The organism is Pseudarthrobacter linnaei (assembly GCF_055412825.1).
Map to the genome: position 1 here is coordinate 18,740 of NZ_JBVAYX010000020.1, position 21,343 is coordinate 40,082.

Here is a 21,343-nt window from a genome sequence, read left to right on the forward strand (position 1 = left end):
TTGGCCCCGGGGCGGTTTCACTCCTGAATGCATTTCCGGGCCACCGCCTACGGGACGTTTGTCCTTGCCCTTGCTTCGTGGACCCGGGGGCTGGATACGGGAGCGGTCCTTCCGGCGTCCTGCCGGCACTCCAGCGTCGGGGCTGACATCGGCGCTTACCGGCGGCGCTAACCCCGGCTCGAGTAACCGACGTGGCGCTTGATTTCATCGAGTTCAGTGCTGAGCCGTTCGACCTGCAGTCTGAATCTCGCAAATTCGGCCCTACGGCGCTGGGCGTCCCGGTAGCCCACCACGAGCGCCACCAGGCCCAGTGGCACGGCAACAGCCAGGGCCCAGCCGGCTGATGCCAGGAAATCCACGGCTACCGGAAGCGAGGCCCGGAAATCGTTGAATTCATTCACGCCGTCCACTACGCCGTCCAGGAGCGCGTCCAGGGATCCAAGGAACTGTCCAACAACGGGGGTATCAGCCAGCGAGGGGGCATCCAGCCGCTCCTCCGCGCCCCCGCCCCAGCGCGAATCTCCGAGGTGGGACAGGACGTAGATGCCCGCTGCGATGTTCGCCACCGCAAACGCGAGGACGGAGCCGAGCGCGGCCCAGTGAACGCGGCGAGGCCGCCAAAAACACAGCAGCAACCCTGTGGCAAGGGCCGAGAGCCACGTCAGGGCCTTCAACCACTCGCCGCTTACACCGCTCAGAATGTCCACAGCACAGCCCCTTCCAAGACTCCCTTGGCAGGTTACCCGCCTTCGCTCCCGTCCCCGGGTGCGACACGTCTGACCCGTGCGCGGCCGGTGGGATTGGCAGCGTGACAATTTCCGGTTCCCAGCTCCGGTCCGTCACTTGCCTCCGTAGCCCGCTCCCGCCACCTGGGCCAGCCGAGACCTCCCCCGGCCTGCACTGTGGCATCCCAGCGCAGGATGGGATCATGGGTATATGACTCCTGCTCAGGGCCCATCCGGCGTCTTCCGGCGTCCCCAGCCCATCAAACCCAAAGCCGGTCAGGAATCGGTGTGGGACTACCCTCGGCCGCCAAGGGTCGAGCCGCGATCCGAACGGGTTATTGTGCGCCTTGGCGGGCAGGTGATTGCCGACACCACCGATGCAGTGCGCGTCCTGGAGACGAGTCATCCGCCTGTCTACTACTTGCCAGTGGACTCATTCCCTGACGGGGTGCTCGTCCCGGTCGAGGGAACCACCTTCTGCGAGTTCAAGGGAGAAGCGCACTACTTCGACGTCGTTGCCGGCGGAGTCGTTGTTCCCCGTGCCGGGTGGACTTACCCTGCACCCACCCGGGGGTTCGAGTCGCTGAGGACCCGGGTGGCCCTCTACCCGGGTCACATGGACTCCTGCGAAGTCAACGGCGAGCAGGTGACCTCCCAGAATGGGGACTTCTACGGCGGCTGGATCACCAAGCAGATCGTTGGTCCGTTCAAGGGTGGTCCGGGCACGGCCGGGTGGTGAGCACGCCGCCGCTGTGCGTCCGGGACGATCTCATCGGAGCGCCGGCGCACGAGATCTCAGGATGCGGAACCGGACCATCCTGCCGGTTCCCGTCGCCTACCAGTTCATTCCGCGGGGGCAACTCACGAGCCAAGGGCTGGCCGCAGCGCTCAGCGGCGCGCTGGGCGACACGGCCTTGCGGTCCAGGGCCGCGGAATTCGGAGTCAGGATCCGTGCGGAGAACGGCGTCGCTGCAGCGGACCTGCAATTCGACCGGATCGGACGTCAGGACACAGGCTCCCCGATCTGACACCGCACCGGCTGACCGGCAGCTGGTCATGGCGGACATGGGCCCACCGGACATGAACCGTCTCGCTCAAAAAGTGATGCCGCGGTCTTCGTCCGAGCTCCCTGACGCTTGAGCTCCCCATGAGCACTGGCCCAGACACTCAGTCCCTGGAGCCCCAGGGAAAACTGCCCTAGTCTCGGGCGCGGCACAGTGGGACTATGCAGAGATGAGCGAGAACGCACGGTGCCGCTAAGGCGCTACTCCTCCTGGGGGCGAGGAAGAAGCCCCGCGCCGACGCCACTTGGAGATCATCCCGGAGAACCGTCCCTGCAGCAGAAGAGCGCCGCAGGCCAACGCCCGATGGGATTCAGAGGAAAAGACAGAACACAAACAACGCGAGACAGGGTCAGGCCGGTCAACTGAGCCGGCGTTCGCCATCGTCTGTGCGCTCGTGGTACCGGAAAGAATACCGGTACGGGAGGAAATCAATGGACGTCAACGTTCTGCGCCGGGCGGCCCGGAACGGCTTGGACGATGGAAACTTCACCCTGCTGGATCTCTCGCTCGGCTTCTGGGCAAACGGAGGCCACGCTGACGCGTGGGACCTCGACGCCTTCATATACGGCCTGACGACCTTGTCAGGTCCGGACATACTCGTTCTGGCTTGGACGCTGGAGGAACGCCACATTGCCTGATAAGTCGGCTGCGCCACCACAGACACTCCGATGGCTTAGCCGCTATCCGGGTTCTCGGCGGTCAAGGCCTCAGGGGGTCGAGTCTGTAGCCGACGGTGGAGACCGGAGCAGGTGATGCCGGTTGCCTGCACGATCTCCCCAGATCGAGAGCCTATGGCCACGCAGGTGAGCGGCGTAGGCAAGTTTCCTCTTCACGGCCCCGGCTTTACCCGGAGACGGCCCGCTGGGGTGCCTGGATCAACGACTACCGCTCGGAAGCTGCTACCCGCGCCGCGGCCAGGGCTTCCCGTATGCTGGCCGGGGCAGCTCTTGCCCGCCGTGATCCGAAAGATACCAGTGACCAGTCCCGCCCCGTGGAACGAACCTGACGGCTTTGCCTAGGCCACGCCGCCCATCTCGAACACGCTGCCGATGTGGGCGAGGACCCTCCGTACCGTCCTGATGGCACTCGGTTGGGTCGGTGTTGCAGCCTTCATTGGGATTTCTGTCAGCTTTGCTCTCCCGGCAAGCATGTACGAGCCCGGAGGGCTTCGCGGAGTCGGCTTTGGCATCATGCTGTCGCTTTTCTGCGCGGCCGGATCGGTCCCCTATTTGATCGCGAACGTCGTTTACGCCATTCGCCGGGCAACCTCTCTGCGCGGCCACGGCTACAGTGTCTCCCGACTCAGCTCAGCCTTCCTCGTAGCTGCCCCGATACTGGTCGCCATTAGTGTCGCCCGTGGCGTTGCATTGCTCTGGTGGCATTAGCGCGGACCGCGGCACACGTCTCCCCGGAGAAGCTGGAGCAGGCCGCCCATAGGGGACCCCGTCATGCCGGACTACCTAGGCCAGGTCATTGAAGCCCGGGCCAGTCAGCCAGGAAATGCCGCTTTGGGAAGTGAGCTGCCCCCGATCTCTGCTTTCCGCACCCTCATTGAGGAGGGCTCGCTGTCCGAGATCTCCGCGGCAGTTCACTCCTACACTGGGACCCGGCCACCGTCCATTTAGTCGGGGTGGTCACCGGGTTCAGTTACACCCGCTCGTGCCCTGTTCCGGAATCTTCCGCGCCCGACAGGAGTGCGTAGTATCCCGGAACCCACTGCGAAAGACCGCTTGCGTTCAACGGGACCACTTCAATGTCCACCGGGCCGTCCGCAATCACCTGCCACTCCAAATCCGAAAATACGCTGCGCCGTTCTTTAGCACCGAAGTGCCCGGGCCGGGGAAGATTTTCCAGGGCGCGCTGCACCTGCAGGGGCATGCTTTGCCGGGTGGCGCCGAGCCCCGCCAGGTAACCGAGACTATTTCCGCGGAAATTGGTCTCGGCCAGTAACACTCGGCCTTTGTTCCCGATGACGGTTCGCAGGTTGGCAGCCACGGCGGCCTGCCTGTCGGGCTTCAGGACGTGGAATACTCCGCGGACGAAGACATTGGCGGGCCCCAGCCGGTCCAGCAGGAGGTCTCCCGCACCTGCCCCCGCAGCATCCAAAACAATGAAGTCGGCATTTGGGATGCCTTCTGCTTCCCTGCTCGCCATCTCGACCGCCCCCTTGGATACGTCGATGCCGAGAACTCTTGGAAATAGGCTGGCAAGCCAGCGGGTGTGGGTTCCGTTGCCGCACCCGACGTCAACTACCGGAAGAGCTGGATCAAAGTGCGCAAGAACCGCGCCGGAGTACTGCGCACGCTCTGCCAGGGAGTCGGAGTCCCAAAGCACCTCGCCTGAACGGCCAGTGGTGCGGATTCCGCGCCAGTATCCTTCCCACGCAGCGTCCGGGTTCTTCGGTGCCCGCGAAGCGAGGCGTATTACTGAGGGGACAAGCAGCATCCGGTCCCAAAGCGTCGACATACGCTAACTCTACAGACGCCGTGCGGGCCGGCGGAGTTGATCCGGTACTTCCGCGGCCGGTGCCGGAAGTCCGTAGAAGTAACCTTGCCCGTAGAGGCAACCCATGGCCCGCAGCTGAGTCTCCTGCTCGGCTGTTTCGATGCCTTCCACGATCGCCCTAAGTCCCGCTGCGGAAATGAGCTGCAGAATGGCTGAAACGAACTTTTGTTGCCGGGGGTCCGACCCTATGTTCTTTATCAGAGACTGGTCTACCTTCACGGCGTCTGCCGGAAGCGACATAAGGTAGCTGATGGACGAATACCCGGTACCGAAGTCGTCAATTTGCAGCCCCACGCCCAGCTCCCGGAGCCTGCTGAGGACCTGTTCTTCCCCGGTTCCCCGGGACATCAACACTGTCTCAGTGATCTCCAAGACCAAACGCCGCGGATCCACGCCATGTTTGGCCAGCGTGTCCCGGATGTCCTCCAACAAGTCGGTTCGAAGCAGTTCGGCGGCAGAAAGATTGATGTGCAGACAAAAGTCTGGAAGGTCCGGGTCGGTTTGGCTCCAGCGCCTCAATTGTGCGACACCTTCATGCAGCACCCACCGTCCCAGTTCAAAGATCAAGCCGGTTTCTTCTGCGATGCCAATGAAGCTGCCCGGCATAACGGTTCCGCGTTCAGGGTGATGCCATCGGAGGAGGGCTTCTAGGCCGATGACGCTACCGGAAGCCAGTTCAACCACCGGCTGGTATAGCAGTGCCAGCTCCCCTCGGGCAACCGCTGTTCGTAATTCGGCGGTTATTTGCGACCGTTCCCGGACGGCGTCAAGCATGTCTGGGTGGAAGAGTTGTACATTGTTGCGACCCCGCAGTTTAGCCTGATACATGGCAATGTCGGCATCGCGCATCAGCGCCTCCGCCGGGTACCCCGGCGCGCCAATGCAAACGCCGATGCTGGCCATTGCCCAAACCGTTTCTGTTCCGATACGCACGCTGTCCTGCAGATACTTCGACGCACGGTGCGCGATTTGAAGGATCTCCTCTTCCGTGGCAGCGGTAATGAGGATGGCAAATTCATCCCCGCCCAGGCGGGCCACAGTATCCGAGGCCCTGACGGCGGAGCGGAGACGTTTGGCAACCTCCACCAGCGCGGCGTCACCGGCACTATGGCCCAGGGTGTCGTTGATGGCCTTGAATGAATCCAGATCCAGGAGCACCACGGCCGGGAGTTTTCCGCCGTCCGCGCTGGACCGGATTGCTTCTTGGATCCTCTCGGTGAGCAACGTCCTGTTTGCAAGTCCCGTTAAGGCATCTGTCTTGGCCATCTGCTCCAGTTCAACCTGCGTTCGCCGCAACATAGCCGTGCGGGCGGCCACCCGCTGTTCCAGCTCCGAATGAATGTGGCCCAGTTCTTCCGCGAGCAGGTTGACTCCCGTAATAACAGCATCAATGTCATCCCGGTGCTCCGAGGGTTCGATGCGTGCGTCCAGCTCTCCGGCGGCCAATCGGACAACGCCGTCAACCAACAGCTGCAGGCGCGGGTCCTCAACACCTTTTCTCGAAGTCATGAAATCCCTGGGAGCAGAAAACTGCGGGAAGGTGGGCCGTTGACGGGCTCCTCCTTACGAACGCAGCAACAGGGAGAAGTGCGTTCACTAACTGGGAGCTGCCCCTGGGTGCCCCTCGACTTATTTCTCTTCACGTCCCGGATTCCCGTTCACCGGCAACCTCGGATGCGGTGTCCCGTTGTCGCATCTCCGCCCAAAAACGTCTGCTCCGGGCGGGCGCGCCAGCTAGCGGATGAGCAGGAATGCGGCCGGTGGCCAGTCCTGGACCCGAGGACGCCCGCGTGCTGAAAAAGCGCACCGGTCGGACTGCGCCCACCTCCAATACCGGTTCGCCTCTCAAAATCGGCCCAGTTGAGTGGCTTGGCCTCGTCGGCCGCTGGAAGGACATCCGGAACTCACACACCGGCAATCAGCCAGGCCACAGCCTCGCTGCGCGACGTAAAAAAACGGGTCGGGCAAGGCGGGACATGCACTCCAAGGAAGAAGTTCGCCAGGACCCGGTCTACAGGCGACTCACCTAACAACGCGATGCGGGAAGCGCCGCAGGGAATGGACCATATACCCCTGGCCTCTCGGCTAACGGAAGCGACTGCTGCCATGTCCACAAGCATTGGATGGTGCTCTTGCTGGCATACCTCGTTGACTTTCGCCATCGCCGCCCGGGCATCCTCGACCTCAATGCGGGCCCCGTGAGGCCAGAGCAGATGGAGAAGCCCGTCGGCGCCCAAATCGACACTGGCCTTTCCGCCGCCATCAGCGACTGGTACCACGATCACGTCCTCCCCGAGCAGGCAGCCGAACATTTCGGCAACTCCTCAAAAGTACCCCCGGTTCCCCATTTCTCATTAAACGACGCCCGGCTGACGCCCCGCGTGTTAACCAGCTACCGTGTGAGGCCGTTCATGCCTCTCTCCGGACCCACTGATGGCCCTGCCCGCGGTTTTCTGGCCTTGGTCGCCTCCTTGCCCATCGTCGCAGCTGCGCTGGGGTCTGTGCCTTCGGTCCGGCTTCCGCGAGGCGCGTGGACCTGGGTTTCATTCGCACCAGTGTTGGCCGGGGATCCGCGAATTTCTCGTGTTGTTCGGCGGAGCCGTAGCCGGCGGCGGAGGCGCTCTCTGCTTTGAGGCTCTGGTCTTCGCGCCCGGCTGCTGTCGATGCCGGTGACGCGGTCCTCGACCTCGCGGCCGACTTTTTCCATGCTGGCAAGGAGTTCCTGTTCCGCGCGCTCGTACCGCTGCTCCACCAGTGTTCGTTCGGAGCCCTTGAACCCGCCCTCGGCCAGAAGCTTGGCCTCGTGCATCTTTTGCCTGCTTTGACCAGCGCGGGATCCTCGAAGCGTGAGGTAGGCGGCGTCTGTGCCGACGTCGTCGGCGTCGATGCCGTAGCGGGTGAGCACTTCCTGACGGATCTTCTCCGACGCGGCCAAAGCGGCCGGGACGTGCAGGCCCGGGGGTACCTTCGCGTCAAGCAGCGGCAACGGCGCCCTTCATCCGGCCAGCCGGCGGGTAGCCTTACGGCATTGACCACCGGGACGCCACCGCTGCCCAGGGCGCGCACGCGGCCCGTACCGTTCTGCCTGGCCTCACGGGGGCACCGGACCCTGGACCCAACAGCGACGAAGGGGGATTCACTCTCGCCGCACGCGCAGCCGGCTCACCAGCCCGTAAACACATATGACACGAATCAAGCTGCACAGCCCGAAACCACAGGAAGGGTTCCGCAGTCAGCAGCTGAAAATGACATCGCCCCTCCCAATCGGAACGCGCTGGAAGGTCAGCCCTCAGTGTAAAACGGGGCATCGGTCATCTTGCGCCCAGTCAGGCACGAGCGCTATTGCGGTGCGCGCCCTCCAGGTGCGCTACATGCCTTTCTGACCCTTGAATATTGTTCTTCCGGTTTGTACCCGTTATGAATGATCTGAGTGGGCCGAGCTGTGCTTGCTGGATCTGCGGAGAATCAGGAGTCCGAAGATGAGTGGACGTCGCCGCCGACCATCAGAATCCATCGCCAGGCGCTACGCACGGCCCCCAGTCGGGAGGGTGGTGACCCCGAGGGTGTGGTGGATGATCAAAGGCCACAATGATGCGCCACGCAGCCCCACGACGACCTGCGCTGCTGTGACGGCGGGGTTGACGACGAAAGCGATGCCGGCGAGGCCCATTACTCTAAGGAACGCAGAGGGCAACGGCGTAGCGCTGATGGATGCCCACTGGACGACGTTTTTCGAGAACAGTCCGCGGAAGCACAGATCCTTGGGCGGCCTTACCCTTCTTCTTCGGTACCCTGTCGGCCATCCCCGGCCACCACTGGGGATTGGGTACAGGATTGCCGCACCTTCCCGATTGGTTGTGCGCCTCGGGGCGGGGTTCGTATGGCACGTCCGCTGATCTCAACGAAGCTGTTCATCCCAAGAGTGCGTCGCCATGTTGTGACGCGCCCACGGCTCTTAGATCGCCTGCGTCGGGGAACTGAGGCGCGATTGACGCTGGTGTCTGCTCCGGCCGGGTTCGGCAAGACAACACTCCTTGCCGAGTGGCTCGGCGGAATGGAGGAGGACCACCGTCGTATTGCGTGGGTTTCGCTCGACGCTGCCGACAGCGACCCTGCGTCTTTTTGGACCTATGTTGTGACCGCGCTGCAAACAGCGGTGCCTGGTGCCGGAGGGTCTGCCTTGGAGCTCATTGCTCCTGCAGGCGTCTCGACCGAGTCCGCGCTCACCATGGTGCTGAACGATCTGGCGATGGTGCCGGCGGATGTCTGGTTGGTGCTCGATGACTACCACCTCGCTGACAGCCACGAGGTCGCCAGCGGGATGGTCTTCCTGCTTGACCACCTTCCGTCCCACGTCCACGTTCTGATCAGCACGCGCGCTGACCCCGAGCTGCCTTTGCCCCGTTGGCGGGTGCGCGGCGAGCTTGTCGAGCTCCGTGCAGCGGAGCTGCGTTTTACATCGGAGGAGGCTACCGCATACCTGAATGACGTAGCAGGATTGGACCTTTCCGCCGTAGACGTCGAGGCGTTGGAGCAGCGTACGGAAGGGTGGGTAGCAGCGCTGCAGCTGGCAGAGCTCTCGCTCCAGGGCCGCACGGACGTTGCCGGTTTTATCGCCGGGTTCGCCGGGAATGACCGGTACATCGTCGACTACCTGGTCGAGGAGGTACTTGCGCATCAACCCGGTCCGGCTCGCAGTTTCCTATTGCTCACGTCCGTTCTCGACCGCTTCAATGGCCCCCTCTGTGACGCGGTGACGGGACGCGGTGACGGGACGGAGATGCTCACGTCACTGGAGCGCGCCAACCTTTTTATCGTCCCGTTAGATGACCGGCGGGAGTGGTACCGCTACCACCACCTCTTCGCGGACGTGCTGCGGGCGCGTCTGCTCAACGAACAGCCTGGATTGATGCCGTTGCTTCATCAGCGCGCCAGCGCATGGTACGAACGCAAGGACCTGATGGAAGAAGCGGTCAGGCATGCCTTGGAAGCCCAGGACTTTAACCGCGCGGCCCACCTTGTGGAATTGGCCGTGCCGATAATCCGGCGCAACCGGCAGGAGGCAATTTTATTCGGCTGGCTGAAGGCACTGCCGGCCGACGCCGTCCGGAACAGCCCGGTGCTTAGCGTGTTCTACGGATTCATGCTCATGGTCTCCGGTGACCTCCACGGGGTGGAGCCGCACTTTGAGGATGCGGAACGTGCACTGGCTGCCTTCCCGTCCCGGGCAGCTCAGCCCTGGGCCGTCACTGAGGAGCTCCGGACGCTGCCGGCGACCATCGCCGTCTACCGAGCCTCCCTTGCGCAGGCGCGGGGCGATGCGGCAGGCACGTCCGATCACGCCCGGCACGCCCTTGCCCTGGCCGGTCCCGGCGACCATCTTGCACGCGGCGCTGCTGCGGGCTTTCTAGGGCTCGCCGCGTGGGCGGACGGGGACTTGTCGTCTGCGCTTGATACGTTCACGCAGGCCGTGGCCAGCCTGCACGCATCCGGCAACCTTATTGACGCGCTCAGCAGCACCGTCGTGCTCGCTGACATGTGGCTCGTGGCCGGCCGGCCCGGCAAGGCGCGGCGGCTTTACCAGGATGCGCTGCAACTTGCCGACGCCGAGGATGAGCCTGTCGCCCGGGCATCCGCCGAGCTGCATGTGGGGCTGGGTGGGCTTGACCTGGAAGCCGGAGATATCGCTGCCGCAACACGGCACCTCACGAGCGCTGGTGAGTTCTTCGAACGGGCGCCCATGACCGAGAGCCGCTACCGGTGGTTCGTAGCGAGGGCGCTGGTTGCCCGTGCCGAGGGAAGCTTGGCCCAGGCCACCGACCTGCTTGACCAGGCGGAGCAGATCTACCGGCCAGGATTCTTTCCTGAGGTGCAGCCGATTGGAGCGATGAGAGCCCGGATCTGGATCGCCCAAGGCAAGACAGCGGAAGCCGCCGAGTGGGCACAGACGCGAGGCGTGTCTGTAACGGATGACGTCAGCTACCTGAGCGAGTTCGACCACCTCACGCTCGTGCGGCTGCTCTTAGCGCAGAACCGGGAACATCCCGACCGCGGCGCGTCCGGGCAAGCCGATCGCCTGTTGGGACGGCTGCTCCAGTCCGCAGAGACAGACGGACGCGCCGGCAGCAGGGTGGAGATCCGCATGCTGCAGGCTCTTTCCGAAGCCGTTCAAGGAAACCACGCGCAGGCCCGCGGGATACTTGGCCGGGCTTTCGCGGAGGCGCCCGAACCTACCGGCTATGCCAGGGTCTTCATAGCCGAAGGGGCACCGATGATGGAGCTGCTGCATGATGCGGCCGGCCACGGAATCGCCGAAGATCACACCCAGCGGCTCCTCGACCTGGCTGCGCCGCCCAAAGCGCTAGCCCCCGTCCCGGGGTACAGGCTGACCTCCTCGGCAGAAGAGAAGTTGAGCCGGCGCGAGCTGCAGGTACTCCGGCTCCTCGACAGCGAACTGAGCGGCCCGGAGATCGCCCGGGCGCTGTTCATCTCACCCAACACACTCCGGACCCACACCAGGCACATCTTCACGAAGCTCGCCGTCACCACCCGCCAGGCCGCGGTCCGCCAGGGGCGCGACCGGGGCCTCACATAACCGGCAAAGTCAAATCTCACCCTGTCGCTCACATCACGGGGTGATGCCTGCTCACCCAGCCCGTCCCTAGGTTTGAACCATCCCGCGATGGCCTGTTGCGGAAACCCAGACCCAGGAGACGAAGATGACCATCACCACCACCACCCTCGCCCGGGCTGCCGGCCTGTCCGCTGTCGCGGCAGGCCTGCTGTTCATCGGCGTCCAAATTAACCACCCCCAACTTGATGCGGCGTTCGCCGCCACCACCGAGTACACGGTCCGCCAAAGCCTGAAGGTGCTCATGGCCGGATTGTCGCTGGCCGGCATCACCGGAATGTACCTGCGCCAGGTGAAGCAGACCGGAGTGCTGGGCCTGATCGGGTACCTCGTGTTCAGCGCCGGATACCTCATCATGATGAGCGTGGAAGTGATCGGGGCCGTTGTCTTTCCGACTCTTGCCCACACGGCACCCGGATACGTCAACGACGTCTTTGCTGTGGTTACTGGCGGGCACGCCAGCGGCGACATCGGCCTGATGCAAGTCCTCATCCTCGCTTCGGCAGCCACATTCCTGGGCGGCGGACTTCTGTTCGGGATCGGGCTCTTCCGCGCCAAGGTCCTCCCCCGCTGGGCCGCCGTGCTGCTGGCCGCCAGCTCCGTGGCGACTCTGGCCATCCCCTTGCTGCCGCAGGTCAACGAAAGGCTGTTCGCCATACCCACCGGTGTCGCACTGGTGGGCCTGGGATACTCGTTGTGGCGGGACCAGCGCGCCGGGGCTATTCGACCACTGCCCCAGGACGCAAACCGCCCGCTCAACCCGGCCGGCGCCAAGTGACCATCCACAACATGGCGCGCCCCACCTGGCCGGCGCGATCGACCGGGTGGGTGCCGTTCGCGCTGGTCGCCCTCGTCCTGGTCCCTGCCGCAGCCGGCACTTTGCGGCTTATCGACTGGCCGGCGGCCCCCTTCTCATCCCGGAGAATGCCCGCATGAGAGCCTCACCCGCGCCCGTGGTGGTGCACATCGTCAGCGCGATCCCCTACGCGGTCCTGGGCGCCTTCCAGTTCTCCCGCCGGTTCCGGCGCCGCTGGCCAGCCTGGCACCAGGGGGCCGGACGCGCCCTCGTGGTCCTGGGACTCGCCGTTGGGTTCTCCGCTCTGTCGATGACGCAGTTCTACCCCCGACAGCCCGGCACCGGAGAGCTCGCCTATTTCTTCCGGCTTGCGGTCGGTTCTGGCATGGCAGCCAGCATCATCCTCGGCCTCGCAGCGATCCGCCACGCCGACGTCGAACGTCACCGGGTCTGGACAACACGCGCCTGCACTGGCTCTCGGCGCCGGCACCCAGGTCTTCACCCAAGGCATCGGCAACGCCGTCTTCGGCGTCAGCGAACTCACCACGGACCTCATGCTGGGGCCAGGATCGGCCTGAATCTCATTGCCGCGGAGTTCATCATCCGCAGCAGCGGCAAACGAACGGCCAGGACAACGGGCGAGACCCCGCTCTCATGACAAAATCCCACGTACCCCACGGCTACCGGCTTCGGGTCGACGGGCATCTTCCGGACCGCTGGTCAGCCTGGTTCGGTTACCTCACCCTGACCCGCGAAAACGACGGCACGACAAGCCTCAGCGGTCTCGTCACCGACCAAGCTGCCCTGCACGGGCTGCTTACAAAGATCCGTGACCTCGGCATCCTCCTGATTTCCGTGGAGCCCATCGAAGCAACGGAACAAATCGGCTGCGTCGGTGACGGCATTGCCAGGAACGGCGAAACCATTACCCAAGACCGGGGCGACAGGGATCATGAAGCACCGCTGCCAGGGGACTGAGCGGTCAGCAAATGATTCGGAGCGTCCGAACCGGACGTTTCTGGCATCCAGCGCCTTTGCAGGGCCCCTTTGCATGGTTCAGCTGAGCCGTTCGGCGTACCTGCCCAGAACGATGATAACCAGCGCCCTATTTGTACGCGCCCCGCTGCCACCGCCTAGCGTGTGGCTCTAACGCATCACCGGTACCGGTCACCGCCTTAATCACCATGGTGGGTGATGCCCAGTCACCACCCACGCCGGTAGCTTCCAATTATCGCTGGCACCCACACACCGGCTCATAACGAATGTTGAAACACTCGTTATTTCCCGCATTACCCAAACAGACAAGAGCCTTAAATGTTCTCCAAAATACAGGTATTCCTGCCTGCCGTACTGATTAGGATCTTCGCCTTCGCGGGATTTCTCTCAGGAGCCATATTGGTGGTGAACGCGGCCAAACGGGCTGGAATCATCCCAACGTCGCCCTTCACCCAGCTCGCCGCACCGGTCGCCCAACTCGCCGCTATCGGACTGGTGATTGGTATTTACCTGCTGATTTCGCGCACAACCGGGGCGCTGGCCGCGACAGGTGCACTGCTCACCATAACTTCGCTGGCCGGGCTCGTCGGGGTCGAATTTGTTCTCAACCTTGTCTTTCCCTACATTGACCCGGGTGTAATCATGGCGTTGCGTGCGGGCCCGCTTGGTATCGCCCTGACAGCGGTCTCAGTGCTGTTCCTGCTCGGCACGGTGGTCTTCATGGTGGCGCTCTGGCGCACCTCGGGTGTTCCGAAGGGCGCGGTCCTGCTTTACACCGCGAGTGCCCTTCCCATCGCCTTACGTACTATCTTTCCGGAGACTGTGCTGCAGCTGGGTCTGATCGGCCTGGCCGTAGCTATCATCTGGCTGGCCACCTGGATGCTCCAGAACACCCCTCCCGAAAACGCCGGTCGGACCGCGGCCCGGGCCCGGCAACAGGCGTGATTTTGGGGCTAGTTCAGCCACGCACTCCGGGGAAGCCCGGCTCCCAAGGGGTGGGAATGCCGTCGGCAGCACGGCGGTCGCACTGAGTCATCAGGAAGCGCCGGGCTGGTGCGGCAACTCCTGATAAGGAAGGGTTCGAACGAAGCTACCTGCGACCGTTCGGGAGCGTGGTAGCCGCGACCAGTGCCTGGTCACGTACCTCAGGAGGCTCGTCGGCCCGACAAAATAAAGGCTACTCCTAGAAGTCTCCGGCAACGCATCCGCTGGCCGGATCAGAGCTGGCGCCTACCTTGCTCGCCGCGCTTCCCATCCGCGCCGTTCGCCGGCAACGAGCCAGAAAACCGGCAGATCCGACGCCACCGGTCATACGCCCGGTGCCGGGAGGATGCTGTTTCACCGGTCACGGAACGGCCCGCCACCGTTGCGGGGGTGACAACGGTGACGAGCACGTTCAGCTTTTCAGCGGTGGCCTGCACGACTGCGTCGCCCCCAACTTTTGATGCCCCTCAAAAAACAGGGAACCATTGCTGATCCCCAGGTCCCTGCAATGGAAGTCGACCGGGATGAACCGAAGATTCTTGGGACTGGTTCCGTGAACCCCGAGCTAGTTCCGCGATTCGCCATCCACCTTCGGGTCCCGCAGTGCGACGGTGAGCGATGTTCCCTAGTCGAGCAGCTCCCTGGTAGTCCACCGGCCGATGAATCCAGTCGCTCCCACGACATTCCGGTTGGAGCTGAGGGACGGGGCTCGCTCAGGTGACGGCCCGGGCTGAAGCCCGGCCATGCTGATGGGGCGTTCACGCCCCCGCAAGGCCATCAAGCACTTTCTTCAGTCCCCACCTGTACTGCTCGGTGGAGACATAGGCAGCCATGATTCTTGCCGCTCCCGCCGACAACGGGTACTGACCGGCCGGTATCGCCGAGAACCCCTTTAGCCGGGTGGAAACTCTTGCGGCTTCCGAAATGCCGCTCAACCCGTCCGCCAGCTCGGCCGATTCAAGGGCTATTGAGCCGAACACGTAGACGACCAGCAGGTAGGACGCCCTCGCAGCCTCAGCTGGATCCAGCCCTGATTCGCGGAGTGTCTCCATCAGGTGTTCATTCAGGGCAAGTGCCCGTGGGCCGTCCATGGGTCCGCCAATCATCAGGCTAACGGCCCCGGGGTGCGCAGTAAGCCGTTCCCGGAGCTCCAACGCCAGGGACTCAATCCGCTGGCGCCACGGAACGTTGCGGTCCGAAAACACCGCCAGATCAACCTGCCCAAGCAGGTACTCGACAATAGCTTTTATGACTGCAGCCTTATCTGGAAAGTAGGTGTAGACGGCGTTCGGGGCGACGCCGACCCGGGCCGCAATCCCCCTTACCGAGGCTGCGCTGACACCCCCCTCGTCGAGGAGCTCAAGCGCGGCGTCCATGATCTCGTTCTCGGTCAGGGACCGGCGGGGTCCGGGTTTTGAACTGCGAGCCTGCGTCGTCATTAGGTCCTCCCTTGACTTTATTCCTCACAGCGTACACCATTTGTACATCGTACAATTTGTACGGCGTACAGAAATAGCAGGGAGAAGCTGTGAGCACCACCTCAACCCGTAGGATCCACCTCGTCACCGGCGGGCTGTTTATCGTCAGTGCCCTGGCATTCGCCACCGCGGCCACGGCACTGTCGATGATTTTTGACTGGCCGGACGTGCTGCGCGAGCCGGCTGAGGTGGTGTTACCTGCCTTTAGCGCCGGCGGCCCGGGTCTGATCTGGGCATGGTTCGCCGCTGCCTGGACCTACGGGCTCCTCGCCATCCCGATTCTGCTCCTGCCGGCCGCGCTGGAGGTTACGGGCAATCCCGTCTGGAAGGTTGGCACTTATGCCGGTGCTGCCTCTGTGCTCCTGTCACTCATCGGGTTCCTGCGCTGGGTGTTCGTCGTCCCGGCCCTAGCCAGCACCTACGCGACGGGTGATGGGCAGACGCGTTCTGCGGTGTCAGCTGCCTGGACAGCCCAGCACCAGTTCGGCGGCGCCCTGCTGGGCGAGCATCTGGGCCAGCTATTGGTGATCGTTTGGTCCGCCATTGTCAGCATTATCATCCTGCGCAGCGCGATCCTTGCCCGGTGGCTGGGCGCCGCGGGCCTTGTTACCAGCAGCATCTATCTGCTGAATCAAGGTGACATCCTTGCCACAGCTGTCCCCGGGTTCCCCGTCTGGGACCTCGCGGGCCCTATCGGCAGCACCGGCTGGGGCCTCTGGATCGCCGCCCTCGGGGTCAGCATCCTGGTGCGATCCTCCAAACGGGTAGCTAGCCACGGCACCGCCGACGCCGACCCCAGCCCCTTCCCCGCCCATCACGGCCGCCCGCCGGCATAAGGATTCTGACACCATGACCGAAACTAAGCTCCCAAGAACTGCCGCCTTCCGGACCTGGCTGCTTTGGATTACCAGCTTTCTGGCCCTTCCAGTAGGAGGATATGTCGGCAGCATGATCAGTGGCCGCGTCAACGACCCGCTCTCGGCGGTTGTTGGGGGGCCGTTGCCGGATTCGTCATCGGCGGCGTCCAGGCCCTGACCAGCAGCCACACGTTTCCGCTCCGCACATGGATCCCGGCGACGGTCCTCGGCATGAGCGCCGGACTGGCCATGGGGACCGCCGTCGTCGACTACCGCACCACCCTTCCCGACCTCGCCTTGATGGGAGCGGTGAACGGCCTCGTCCTGGGTACCACCCAGGCGTTTCCCCTGCCCCGTCGGTTGGGGTCAACCCGCCCGCCATCGCCCACACCACGGCAAAGGTTGCTTCATGAACTCCGATCTGCATGTCATCTTCGGCACCGGAGCCATCGGACTCGCCACGTTTGATGCTCTCCGCCGCCGCGGCCGCACCGTCCGCCTGGTCAACCGCTCCGGCCACGCCGCCGTCCCGAAGGGCGTGGAAATTGTGGCCGGAGACGCCGCACCCCGATTTTGCTAGCCGCGCAGCTCACGGTGCAGCCGTCGTCTACCAGACGATGAACCCGCCCTACCATCAGTGGAGCGCGCAGTTCCCGAAACTGCAGTCCGGAGTATTAGCGGCCGCTGAGACCGCACGCGCCCGGCTGGTCAGCATGGAAAACGTCTACATGTACGGGCGCCCTGCAGGACATCCTCTGACCGAGAACCGGCCCAACAACGCGCACACGAAGAAAGGCCTGCTTCGCGCCGCCATGGCTGATGAACTGCTGAAGGCCCACCATGCGGGCCGGGTCGAAATTGCCCTCGGCGCGCCTCGGACTACTCCGGTCCCCGCGGCGGAGCCCAATCCAATCTGGGCGACCGCGTCTTCCCCGCCGCGTTGGCCGGGAAGACCAGCAACGTCCTGGGGGATCCGCACCAGCCGCATACCTACACCTACATTCCCGACGTCGGCGAAGGTCTCGCCGTCCTGGGCGAACACCCGGATGCCCCTGGCGAAATATGGCACCTGCCCAACGACCCGCAAACCCGCAGCACCCAAGAACTCGTTGACACGATCTACCGGCAGGCCGGCCAGGACTGCACCAGGCTCCGATCGGTTCCGCCGTTTCTTCTGCGCGCCATAGCCCTCACCAGCCCCGTCGTGCGTGAACTCCTCGAAATGCGGTACCAGTTCGAGGAACCCTTCATCGTTGACAGCAGCAAGATCACCACCAGGCTCGGCGTCACAGCCACTCCGCTGGATCAAGCCATCACGGAAACACTCGCAAGTTGCACCAACTCCGCTCAGCCCCGCATGAAACGAGCACCATCATGAATCAGAGCCACAGCCTTTTTGCGGGAGCTGAACGCGGTGAACACGGTTTCGGCGACCTCGGCCTTCGAGACCCAGGTGTTGGTGGTCTCATCGAAGACCGCATCGGTGTATTCGATCGTTTTCCACGCCGCCTCAGGGATCCCGGCGATGGCCCGTTTGACGGCCGGGTCCATACGCACGGTCACCGAGACCGCCGCCCCGCCGGCCAGGGCCACGGAAACCGCGGCATGGCCGTAGAAGGCTGAATCGAACCGGCAGAGCACCCGCCCACCGGTCTGGACACGTTTGAGTGTGGACAGCGCATCGGTAATCAGGCGTTTGGCGCCGCGGGCCGAGTTCGCCGCACCCTTGCGTAAGCGCTGGGCCAAGATCACCGGGGCATGGTCCTTCGTCGAGACCGTGGCCAGCAGGGCGTTCAGGCCGCGGACCCCGGAATAGCCGTAGCCGGAACCCTGCTTGGCATAGCCGTGGACCTCGATGATCGTGTCGTCAACATCGACGAATACGAAGTCCGCCGCCCCTGGGCTCCCGAGCAGCGGCGCCAGAGTCCCCAGGTTGGCCAGGAAACGGGAGGCGACCGCGTCCAGCTGCCGGACGTGCCCGAACGTGAAGGCACGCAGGAACGAACCCAGGGTCGAGGGTGCATAACCGGCGGTGAAGAGCCGCTTCATCCCGCCGTGGCGCAACAGGGCCATGTCATCGATGCTGTCCGCGCCGGCGACCATCCCGGCCACGAGCGAGGCGACCTTCAGCCCGGCGTTGGCGCCCTTGTCCGTCGGCACCGACAGCCACTGATCGGCCAGTTCCTGCAGCCCGGCGTCCCGGGCCAACGTCATCACCGGCAGCAACCCGGCCACCGACACGAGATTCGGCTCGTCAAAGGAAACTGACACGGAGGCACGCTTATGGGAAACTTGCATCTACGAGATGCCCTCTTTTCGGTGGTCAATGTGCTCTAGACAAGCTCCATTTTCCTTGAAAAGACGGGCATTCTCGGTTTAAACCGCCGTCGGCGCCCCGACCATCATCGGTGGATCAAGGCTAAGGCCTGGGCGTCCCGTCGGCCGACGGAATGCCGCGAGGCGAATTAGGCGCGGTTCTCTTGCGTGGGACCCCAGCCCAGCGGCTCTAGCGCGTTGACGACGGACTCCTGTCCGTGTTTCGCGACAACAGCACGGCCAGTGCGACCATCCCAAGGCCCAGAATAAGATGCAGCCAGTTGTCCGCGTCGTTGACCGGGACAAAGTTCGCCGGGGTATCGTGCCCGACGAGGAGGCCGTAGAGCCAGAGGGCCAGGTAAACGATTCCGCCGTACAGGAGGAAGTTCCTGGACTGGGCGTTAGTGCGCGCCATCAATATTCCTGCCACGCCGAAAAGTAGGTGGACAAGGTTGTGCAGGACGGATACCTGGAAGATCCCTAGGAGCAGCGCCTCGGAGCCGTGTCCTGCCATGCCCAGTGATTCGTAGTTGGTCGTGATGCCTGGAATGAAGCCGAGGACCCCGACCAACAGGAAAATAGCCCCCACTGCCTGGGATGCCCTCTGCAGCGTGCTCTTGGTGCCGACCTCGCGGTTGGTGCTGACCATTTCTCCTTCTCCTTTAACTCATGACTGCGGTTCTCTTGGGCGTGTTTTGCGGCCTGCGCTGCCAATCCCCGAACTGTGGTTCCGGTGGAAACGCGGTTCTCAAATAGTAAGCCTGCTGACTATTTGTGTCCAGAGTGCGTGCGGGAACCACAGTCACGGTCAGACCGCGCCCGGCGCAGCGCGGGACGAGAGATACCAGGTCCTGACTGAAGGACCTCGTCGCGCAACGACGCAAGATTCAACGCCCCATTACTCGTGCTTCCACACCCCACTGGCCGTGCCCCTGAGGTGCCCGGGCCCGAAAAGCCAGGTCGACCCGGGTTCCACGTCATGCCACAACGCCGTCAGCCAATAGGTTGCCGCAAGGATCATCCGGGCTACCGGAGCGACGTGGTTTATGGCGACCTCTCCTGCAGGATCCCCATTCCCAGGGGTGCGAACTCCGACGCTGTGGCGGCCAGTACATTGACAGCGTGCTGGAAATCAGAGTCCGGTTACCGGAGCAGTCCGGCACATCGTCCACGACATCCACGTCAGCCGCGGCGGCACCCAATCACCGGATGCACCCGAGAACAGTACGACCTGACGGGCTGGGACCACGCGCAGGCCGTCGGCTCTGTACCGGGCGAGCACTACCTGAATCACGCGGCGCCGAGCCTGCGGATGCAGTCGGTCCATTGTCAGGTCCGGGAAGTCCACCCTGGGCCCAGGAAAATCCTCCCCCGTCCCAGGCCCTGCACCCCCTTGACCTGGCTGGAGCGGGAGACGCGACCGGGCCCGACGACAACGTCCATCAACAATCGCCGCGGGGTCGCGCCGGCAGCGGCTCAAGAAATCGCCCGGGCTAGGCGAGGTGGCCGGACAACCGTGCCCCTGACCTCGCGCAGGAAAATACGCAATTCTTGCCATCAAGCGCGGGGCAAAGGAACCCGATCACGACGTCGCCAAAGCAGCTAAGGCCATGCACAACAAACTCTATAGAGGAACTGACCGGCCGCCCATGCCGGGGTCTATGCGCCGGAACCTCCGTGGAACAGACCCGCCGTCCACCTGCATCTGTAACCCGCGTAGCCTCTGCCCGCCCCCCACCGAAATCAAGGACAGAATCGTCAAGGCCTATGCCGATAGCCCGCCGGTTCTTGTCCGGAGCCGCGGGCGGTTCTGCCGTGGAGCTATGGCACCGCAAGGAACCCCGCCCCGATGTCGGGAGAGTTGGCCCCGCCCGCCCAGGAGGCAGAGTAGACACTGCACCAGCCTTAACCAGGGGAAATCTAGCGGAACCAGCCTAGATAGACATGGGGCCCGAGCGCCATGAAGGCGCGTCAGCGTTGCGGCCACCTCGAAGAAGACCGGTCCATCCGGCGACAAGGTCCCCGGAAACGTCCAGGACCGAACCCCCGGTCAAGCGAATTCACCAGGTTTAGGTGTTTCCCTCCTCTTCCGCCGCACCGTTCCTCCGGTTCCAGCCGCCGAATGGGGCCCGGCGGGCCGGGCCGCTCGGTGCCCTCATCCGACGCGCGGCGACCATGGCCCATGTGCCGATCAGGACGCCGATGAAGACAAGAAAAATGCCGACGGTAAACCAGACGCCCTGCCCGAAAATCATCAAACCAACGCCCGCTAGGGACAGCCCTTTCGCCGCGACGTCCAAATACAATGGACCCTTCAGGTACTCCATGCCTCTAAGGTAACCCTGGAGTGAATCCGGAAGCACTGGTCGGCTGGTGAGGTGGCTGTCACCCGATGTCAGAACTGAATGTTCCTCCCCTGGTGCTGACCGGCCTCCCGCCGGCGAGGAAGACCAAAGCGCCTCGACGATGCCGTTCTCGGATGGCAAACCGACCCAGCAACTGCCCTACCTCGCGGCGGCCGGCACTGCGACGTGGACTCCCGCGGCCGGCGAGCGGCGCGACGCGTTCAGGGACCGGGGGTGAGATCCGTTGAGGACGTCCGGCAGCTGCTTTCCAGCACGGCCAGAGTTCGCGGTGGACGGGGTAACCGCACGCTGCCGGGCCGGCTGTCCTCAGACCCGGACACTTGCTTGCACGGTATACAGGTGGACATTGGCGCGCAGGCCGGCTCATTCCCCGGGGGTGAGCAGCGATGAACGCGGACGGGAAGCAACGCTCTAGCCCATTGCTGACCCATGTGGCCTACGCAACGAGCCCCGGCGGCCGGGTGTTCTATCGCGTTCCACCAGGTAAGTTGCCGACGGCACTTCTTATTCCGACGGTCGCTGTGTAGGCTCTGAGTTAGTAAACAGACGTCTCCCGTCTGGTGGTCCTCAGAGACCTTTTCCGCTCAGCGACCGGGAGCATTGCTTCGCCAGTCGTAGAAGGCCG

At 63.8% G+C, this 21,343-nt stretch carries 19 protein-coding genes and 1 pseudogene; 11 read left to right on the forward strand and 9 right to left on the reverse strand.

Features of this window, described 5'->3' with window-relative positions; translation table 11 throughout:
* Positions 1-167: 167 nt before the first annotated feature.
* A complete protein-coding gene (locus ACZYZ3_RS15225; RefSeq protein WP_463964651.1) occupies positions 168-707 on the reverse strand; it encodes a hypothetical protein in 540 nt (179 codons plus the stop codon).
* Between the two features lie 229 nt (positions 708-936).
* Here ACZYZ3_RS15225 and ACZYZ3_RS15230 point away from each other — a divergent pair, with 229 nt between their 5' ends.
* The 3 genes from ACZYZ3_RS15230 to ACZYZ3_RS15240 all read left to right on the forward strand — a co-directional run bounded on the left by ACZYZ3_RS15230 (position 937) and on the right by ACZYZ3_RS15240 (position 2,427).
* Positions 937-1,464 carry a DUF427 domain-containing protein gene (locus ACZYZ3_RS15230; RefSeq protein WP_463964652.1) on the forward strand — a complete coding sequence of 176 codons (528 nt, stop codon included), beginning with the start codon at positions 937-939 and terminating at the stop codon, positions 1,462-1,464.
* A gap of 61 nt (positions 1,465-1,525) precedes the next feature.
* Positions 1,526-1,753: a hypothetical protein gene (locus ACZYZ3_RS15235; RefSeq protein WP_463964653.1), complete on the forward strand. Its 228-nt coding sequence runs from the start codon at positions 1,526-1,528 to the stop codon at positions 1,751-1,753.
* A gap of 467 nt (positions 1,754-2,220) precedes the next feature.
* Positions 2,221-2,427, forward strand: a complete 207-nt coding sequence (locus ACZYZ3_RS15240) for a hypothetical protein (RefSeq protein WP_463964654.1) — start codon at positions 2,221-2,223, stop codon at positions 2,425-2,427.
* 1,009 nt (positions 2,428-3,436) lie between these two features.
* Here ACZYZ3_RS15240 and ACZYZ3_RS15245 read toward each other — a convergent pair.
* The 4 genes from ACZYZ3_RS15245 to ACZYZ3_RS15260 form a co-directional block, all read right to left on the reverse strand.
* The gene (locus ACZYZ3_RS15245; RefSeq protein WP_463964655.1) at positions 3,437-4,123 is read right to left on the reverse strand and encodes a class I SAM-dependent methyltransferase; all 687 of its coding nucleotides are present in this window, start codon (positions 4,121-4,123) and stop codon (positions 3,437-3,439) included.
* A gap of 141 nt (positions 4,124-4,264) precedes the next feature.
* A complete protein-coding gene (locus ACZYZ3_RS15250) occupies positions 4,265-5,803 on the reverse strand; it encodes a putative bifunctional diguanylate cyclase/phosphodiesterase (protein WP_463964656.1) in 1,539 nt (512 codons plus the stop codon).
* Positions 5,804-6,198: 395 nt separating this feature from the next.
* Positions 6,199-6,606: a DUF7793 family protein gene (locus ACZYZ3_RS15255; protein WP_463964657.1), complete on the reverse strand. Its 408-nt coding sequence runs from the start codon at positions 6,604-6,606 to the stop codon at positions 6,199-6,201.
* A gap of 80 nt (positions 6,607-6,686) precedes the next feature.
* Positions 6,687-7,280, reverse strand: coding sequence for a hypothetical protein (locus ACZYZ3_RS15260; protein ID WP_463964658.1), 594 nt, complete (start codon positions 7,278-7,280; stop codon positions 6,687-6,689).
* Positions 7,281-8,291: 1,011 nt separating this feature from the next.
* Here ACZYZ3_RS15260 and ACZYZ3_RS15265 point away from each other — a divergent pair.
* The 5 genes from ACZYZ3_RS15265 (at position 8,292) to ACZYZ3_RS15285 (ending at position 13,662) form a co-directional block, all read left to right on the forward strand.
* On the forward strand, positions 8,292-10,889 hold the full coding sequence (locus ACZYZ3_RS15265) for a winged helix-turn-helix domain-containing protein (RefSeq protein ID WP_463964659.1): 2,598 nt from the start codon (positions 8,292-8,294) through the stop codon (positions 10,887-10,889).
* A gap of 124 nt (positions 10,890-11,013) precedes the next feature.
* On the forward strand, positions 11,014-11,703 hold the full coding sequence (locus tag ACZYZ3_RS15270; protein ID WP_463964660.1) for a hypothetical protein: 690 nt from the start codon (positions 11,014-11,016) through the stop codon (positions 11,701-11,703).
* Positions 11,704-11,857: 154 nt separating this feature from the next.
* On the forward strand, positions 11,858-12,379 hold the full coding sequence (locus tag ACZYZ3_RS15275; protein WP_463964661.1) for a DUF2306 domain-containing protein: 522 nt from the start codon (positions 11,858-11,860) through the stop codon (positions 12,377-12,379).
* Positions 12,376-12,699: a DUF8691 family protein gene (locus ACZYZ3_RS15280; protein WP_463964662.1), complete on the forward strand. Its 324-nt coding sequence runs from the start codon at positions 12,376-12,378 to the stop codon at positions 12,697-12,699. Before ACZYZ3_RS15275 ends, ACZYZ3_RS15280 begins: the two co-directional genes overlap by 4 nt.
* Positions 12,700-13,035: 336 nt before the next feature.
* Complete coding sequence (locus tag ACZYZ3_RS15285; RefSeq protein ID WP_463964663.1) at positions 13,036-13,662, forward strand: hypothetical protein; 627 nt, start codon at positions 13,036-13,038, stop codon at positions 13,660-13,662.
* 797 nt (positions 13,663-14,459) lie between these two features.
* Here the strand turns inward: ACZYZ3_RS15285 and ACZYZ3_RS15290 are convergent.
* Entirely contained in the window at positions 14,460-15,140 is a 681-nt protein-coding gene (locus tag ACZYZ3_RS15290) for a TetR/AcrR family transcriptional regulator (RefSeq protein ID WP_463964664.1), read from the reverse strand.
* A gap of 89 nt (positions 15,141-15,229) precedes the next feature.
* Here ACZYZ3_RS15290 and ACZYZ3_RS15295 point away from each other — a divergent pair, with 89 nt between their 5' ends.
* The 3 genes from ACZYZ3_RS15295 to ACZYZ3_RS15305 all read left to right on the forward strand — a co-directional run bounded on the left by ACZYZ3_RS15295 (position 15,230) and on the right by ACZYZ3_RS15305 (position 17,414).
* A complete protein-coding gene (locus tag ACZYZ3_RS15295) occupies positions 15,230-16,015 on the forward strand; it encodes a DUF4386 domain-containing protein (protein WP_463964665.1) in 786 nt (261 codons plus the stop codon).
* Positions 16,016-16,445: 430 nt separating this feature from the next.
* A complete protein-coding gene (locus tag ACZYZ3_RS15300; protein ID WP_463964666.1) occupies positions 16,446-16,616 on the forward strand; it encodes a hypothetical protein in 171 nt (56 codons plus the stop codon).
* A 360-nt stretch (positions 16,617-16,976) separates the two neighbouring features.
* Entirely contained in the window at positions 16,977-17,414 is a 438-nt protein-coding gene (locus ACZYZ3_RS15305) for a Rossmann-fold NAD(P)-binding domain-containing protein (RefSeq protein ID WP_463964667.1), read from the forward strand.
* A 14-nt stretch (positions 17,415-17,428) separates the two neighbouring features.
* Here ACZYZ3_RS15305 and ACZYZ3_RS15310 read toward each other — a convergent pair.
* The 3 genes and pseudogenes from ACZYZ3_RS15310 to ACZYZ3_RS15320 form a co-directional block, all read right to left on the reverse strand.
* Positions 17,429-18,334, reverse strand: a pseudogene (locus ACZYZ3_RS15310) (IS1380 family transposase); the annotation flags it as partial.
* Positions 18,335-18,542: 208 nt separating this feature from the next.
* Positions 18,543-19,001 (reverse strand): DUF4383 domain-containing protein, encoded by a 459-nt coding sequence (locus tag ACZYZ3_RS15315; RefSeq protein ID WP_463964668.1) that lies wholly within the window; start codon positions 18,999-19,001, stop codon positions 18,543-18,545.
* Between the two features lie 1,420 nt (positions 19,002-20,421).
* Positions 20,422-20,679: a hypothetical protein gene (locus ACZYZ3_RS15320; RefSeq protein WP_463964669.1), complete on the reverse strand. Its 258-nt coding sequence runs from the start codon at positions 20,677-20,679 to the stop codon at positions 20,422-20,424.
* Positions 20,680-21,343: the final 664 nt, after the last annotated feature.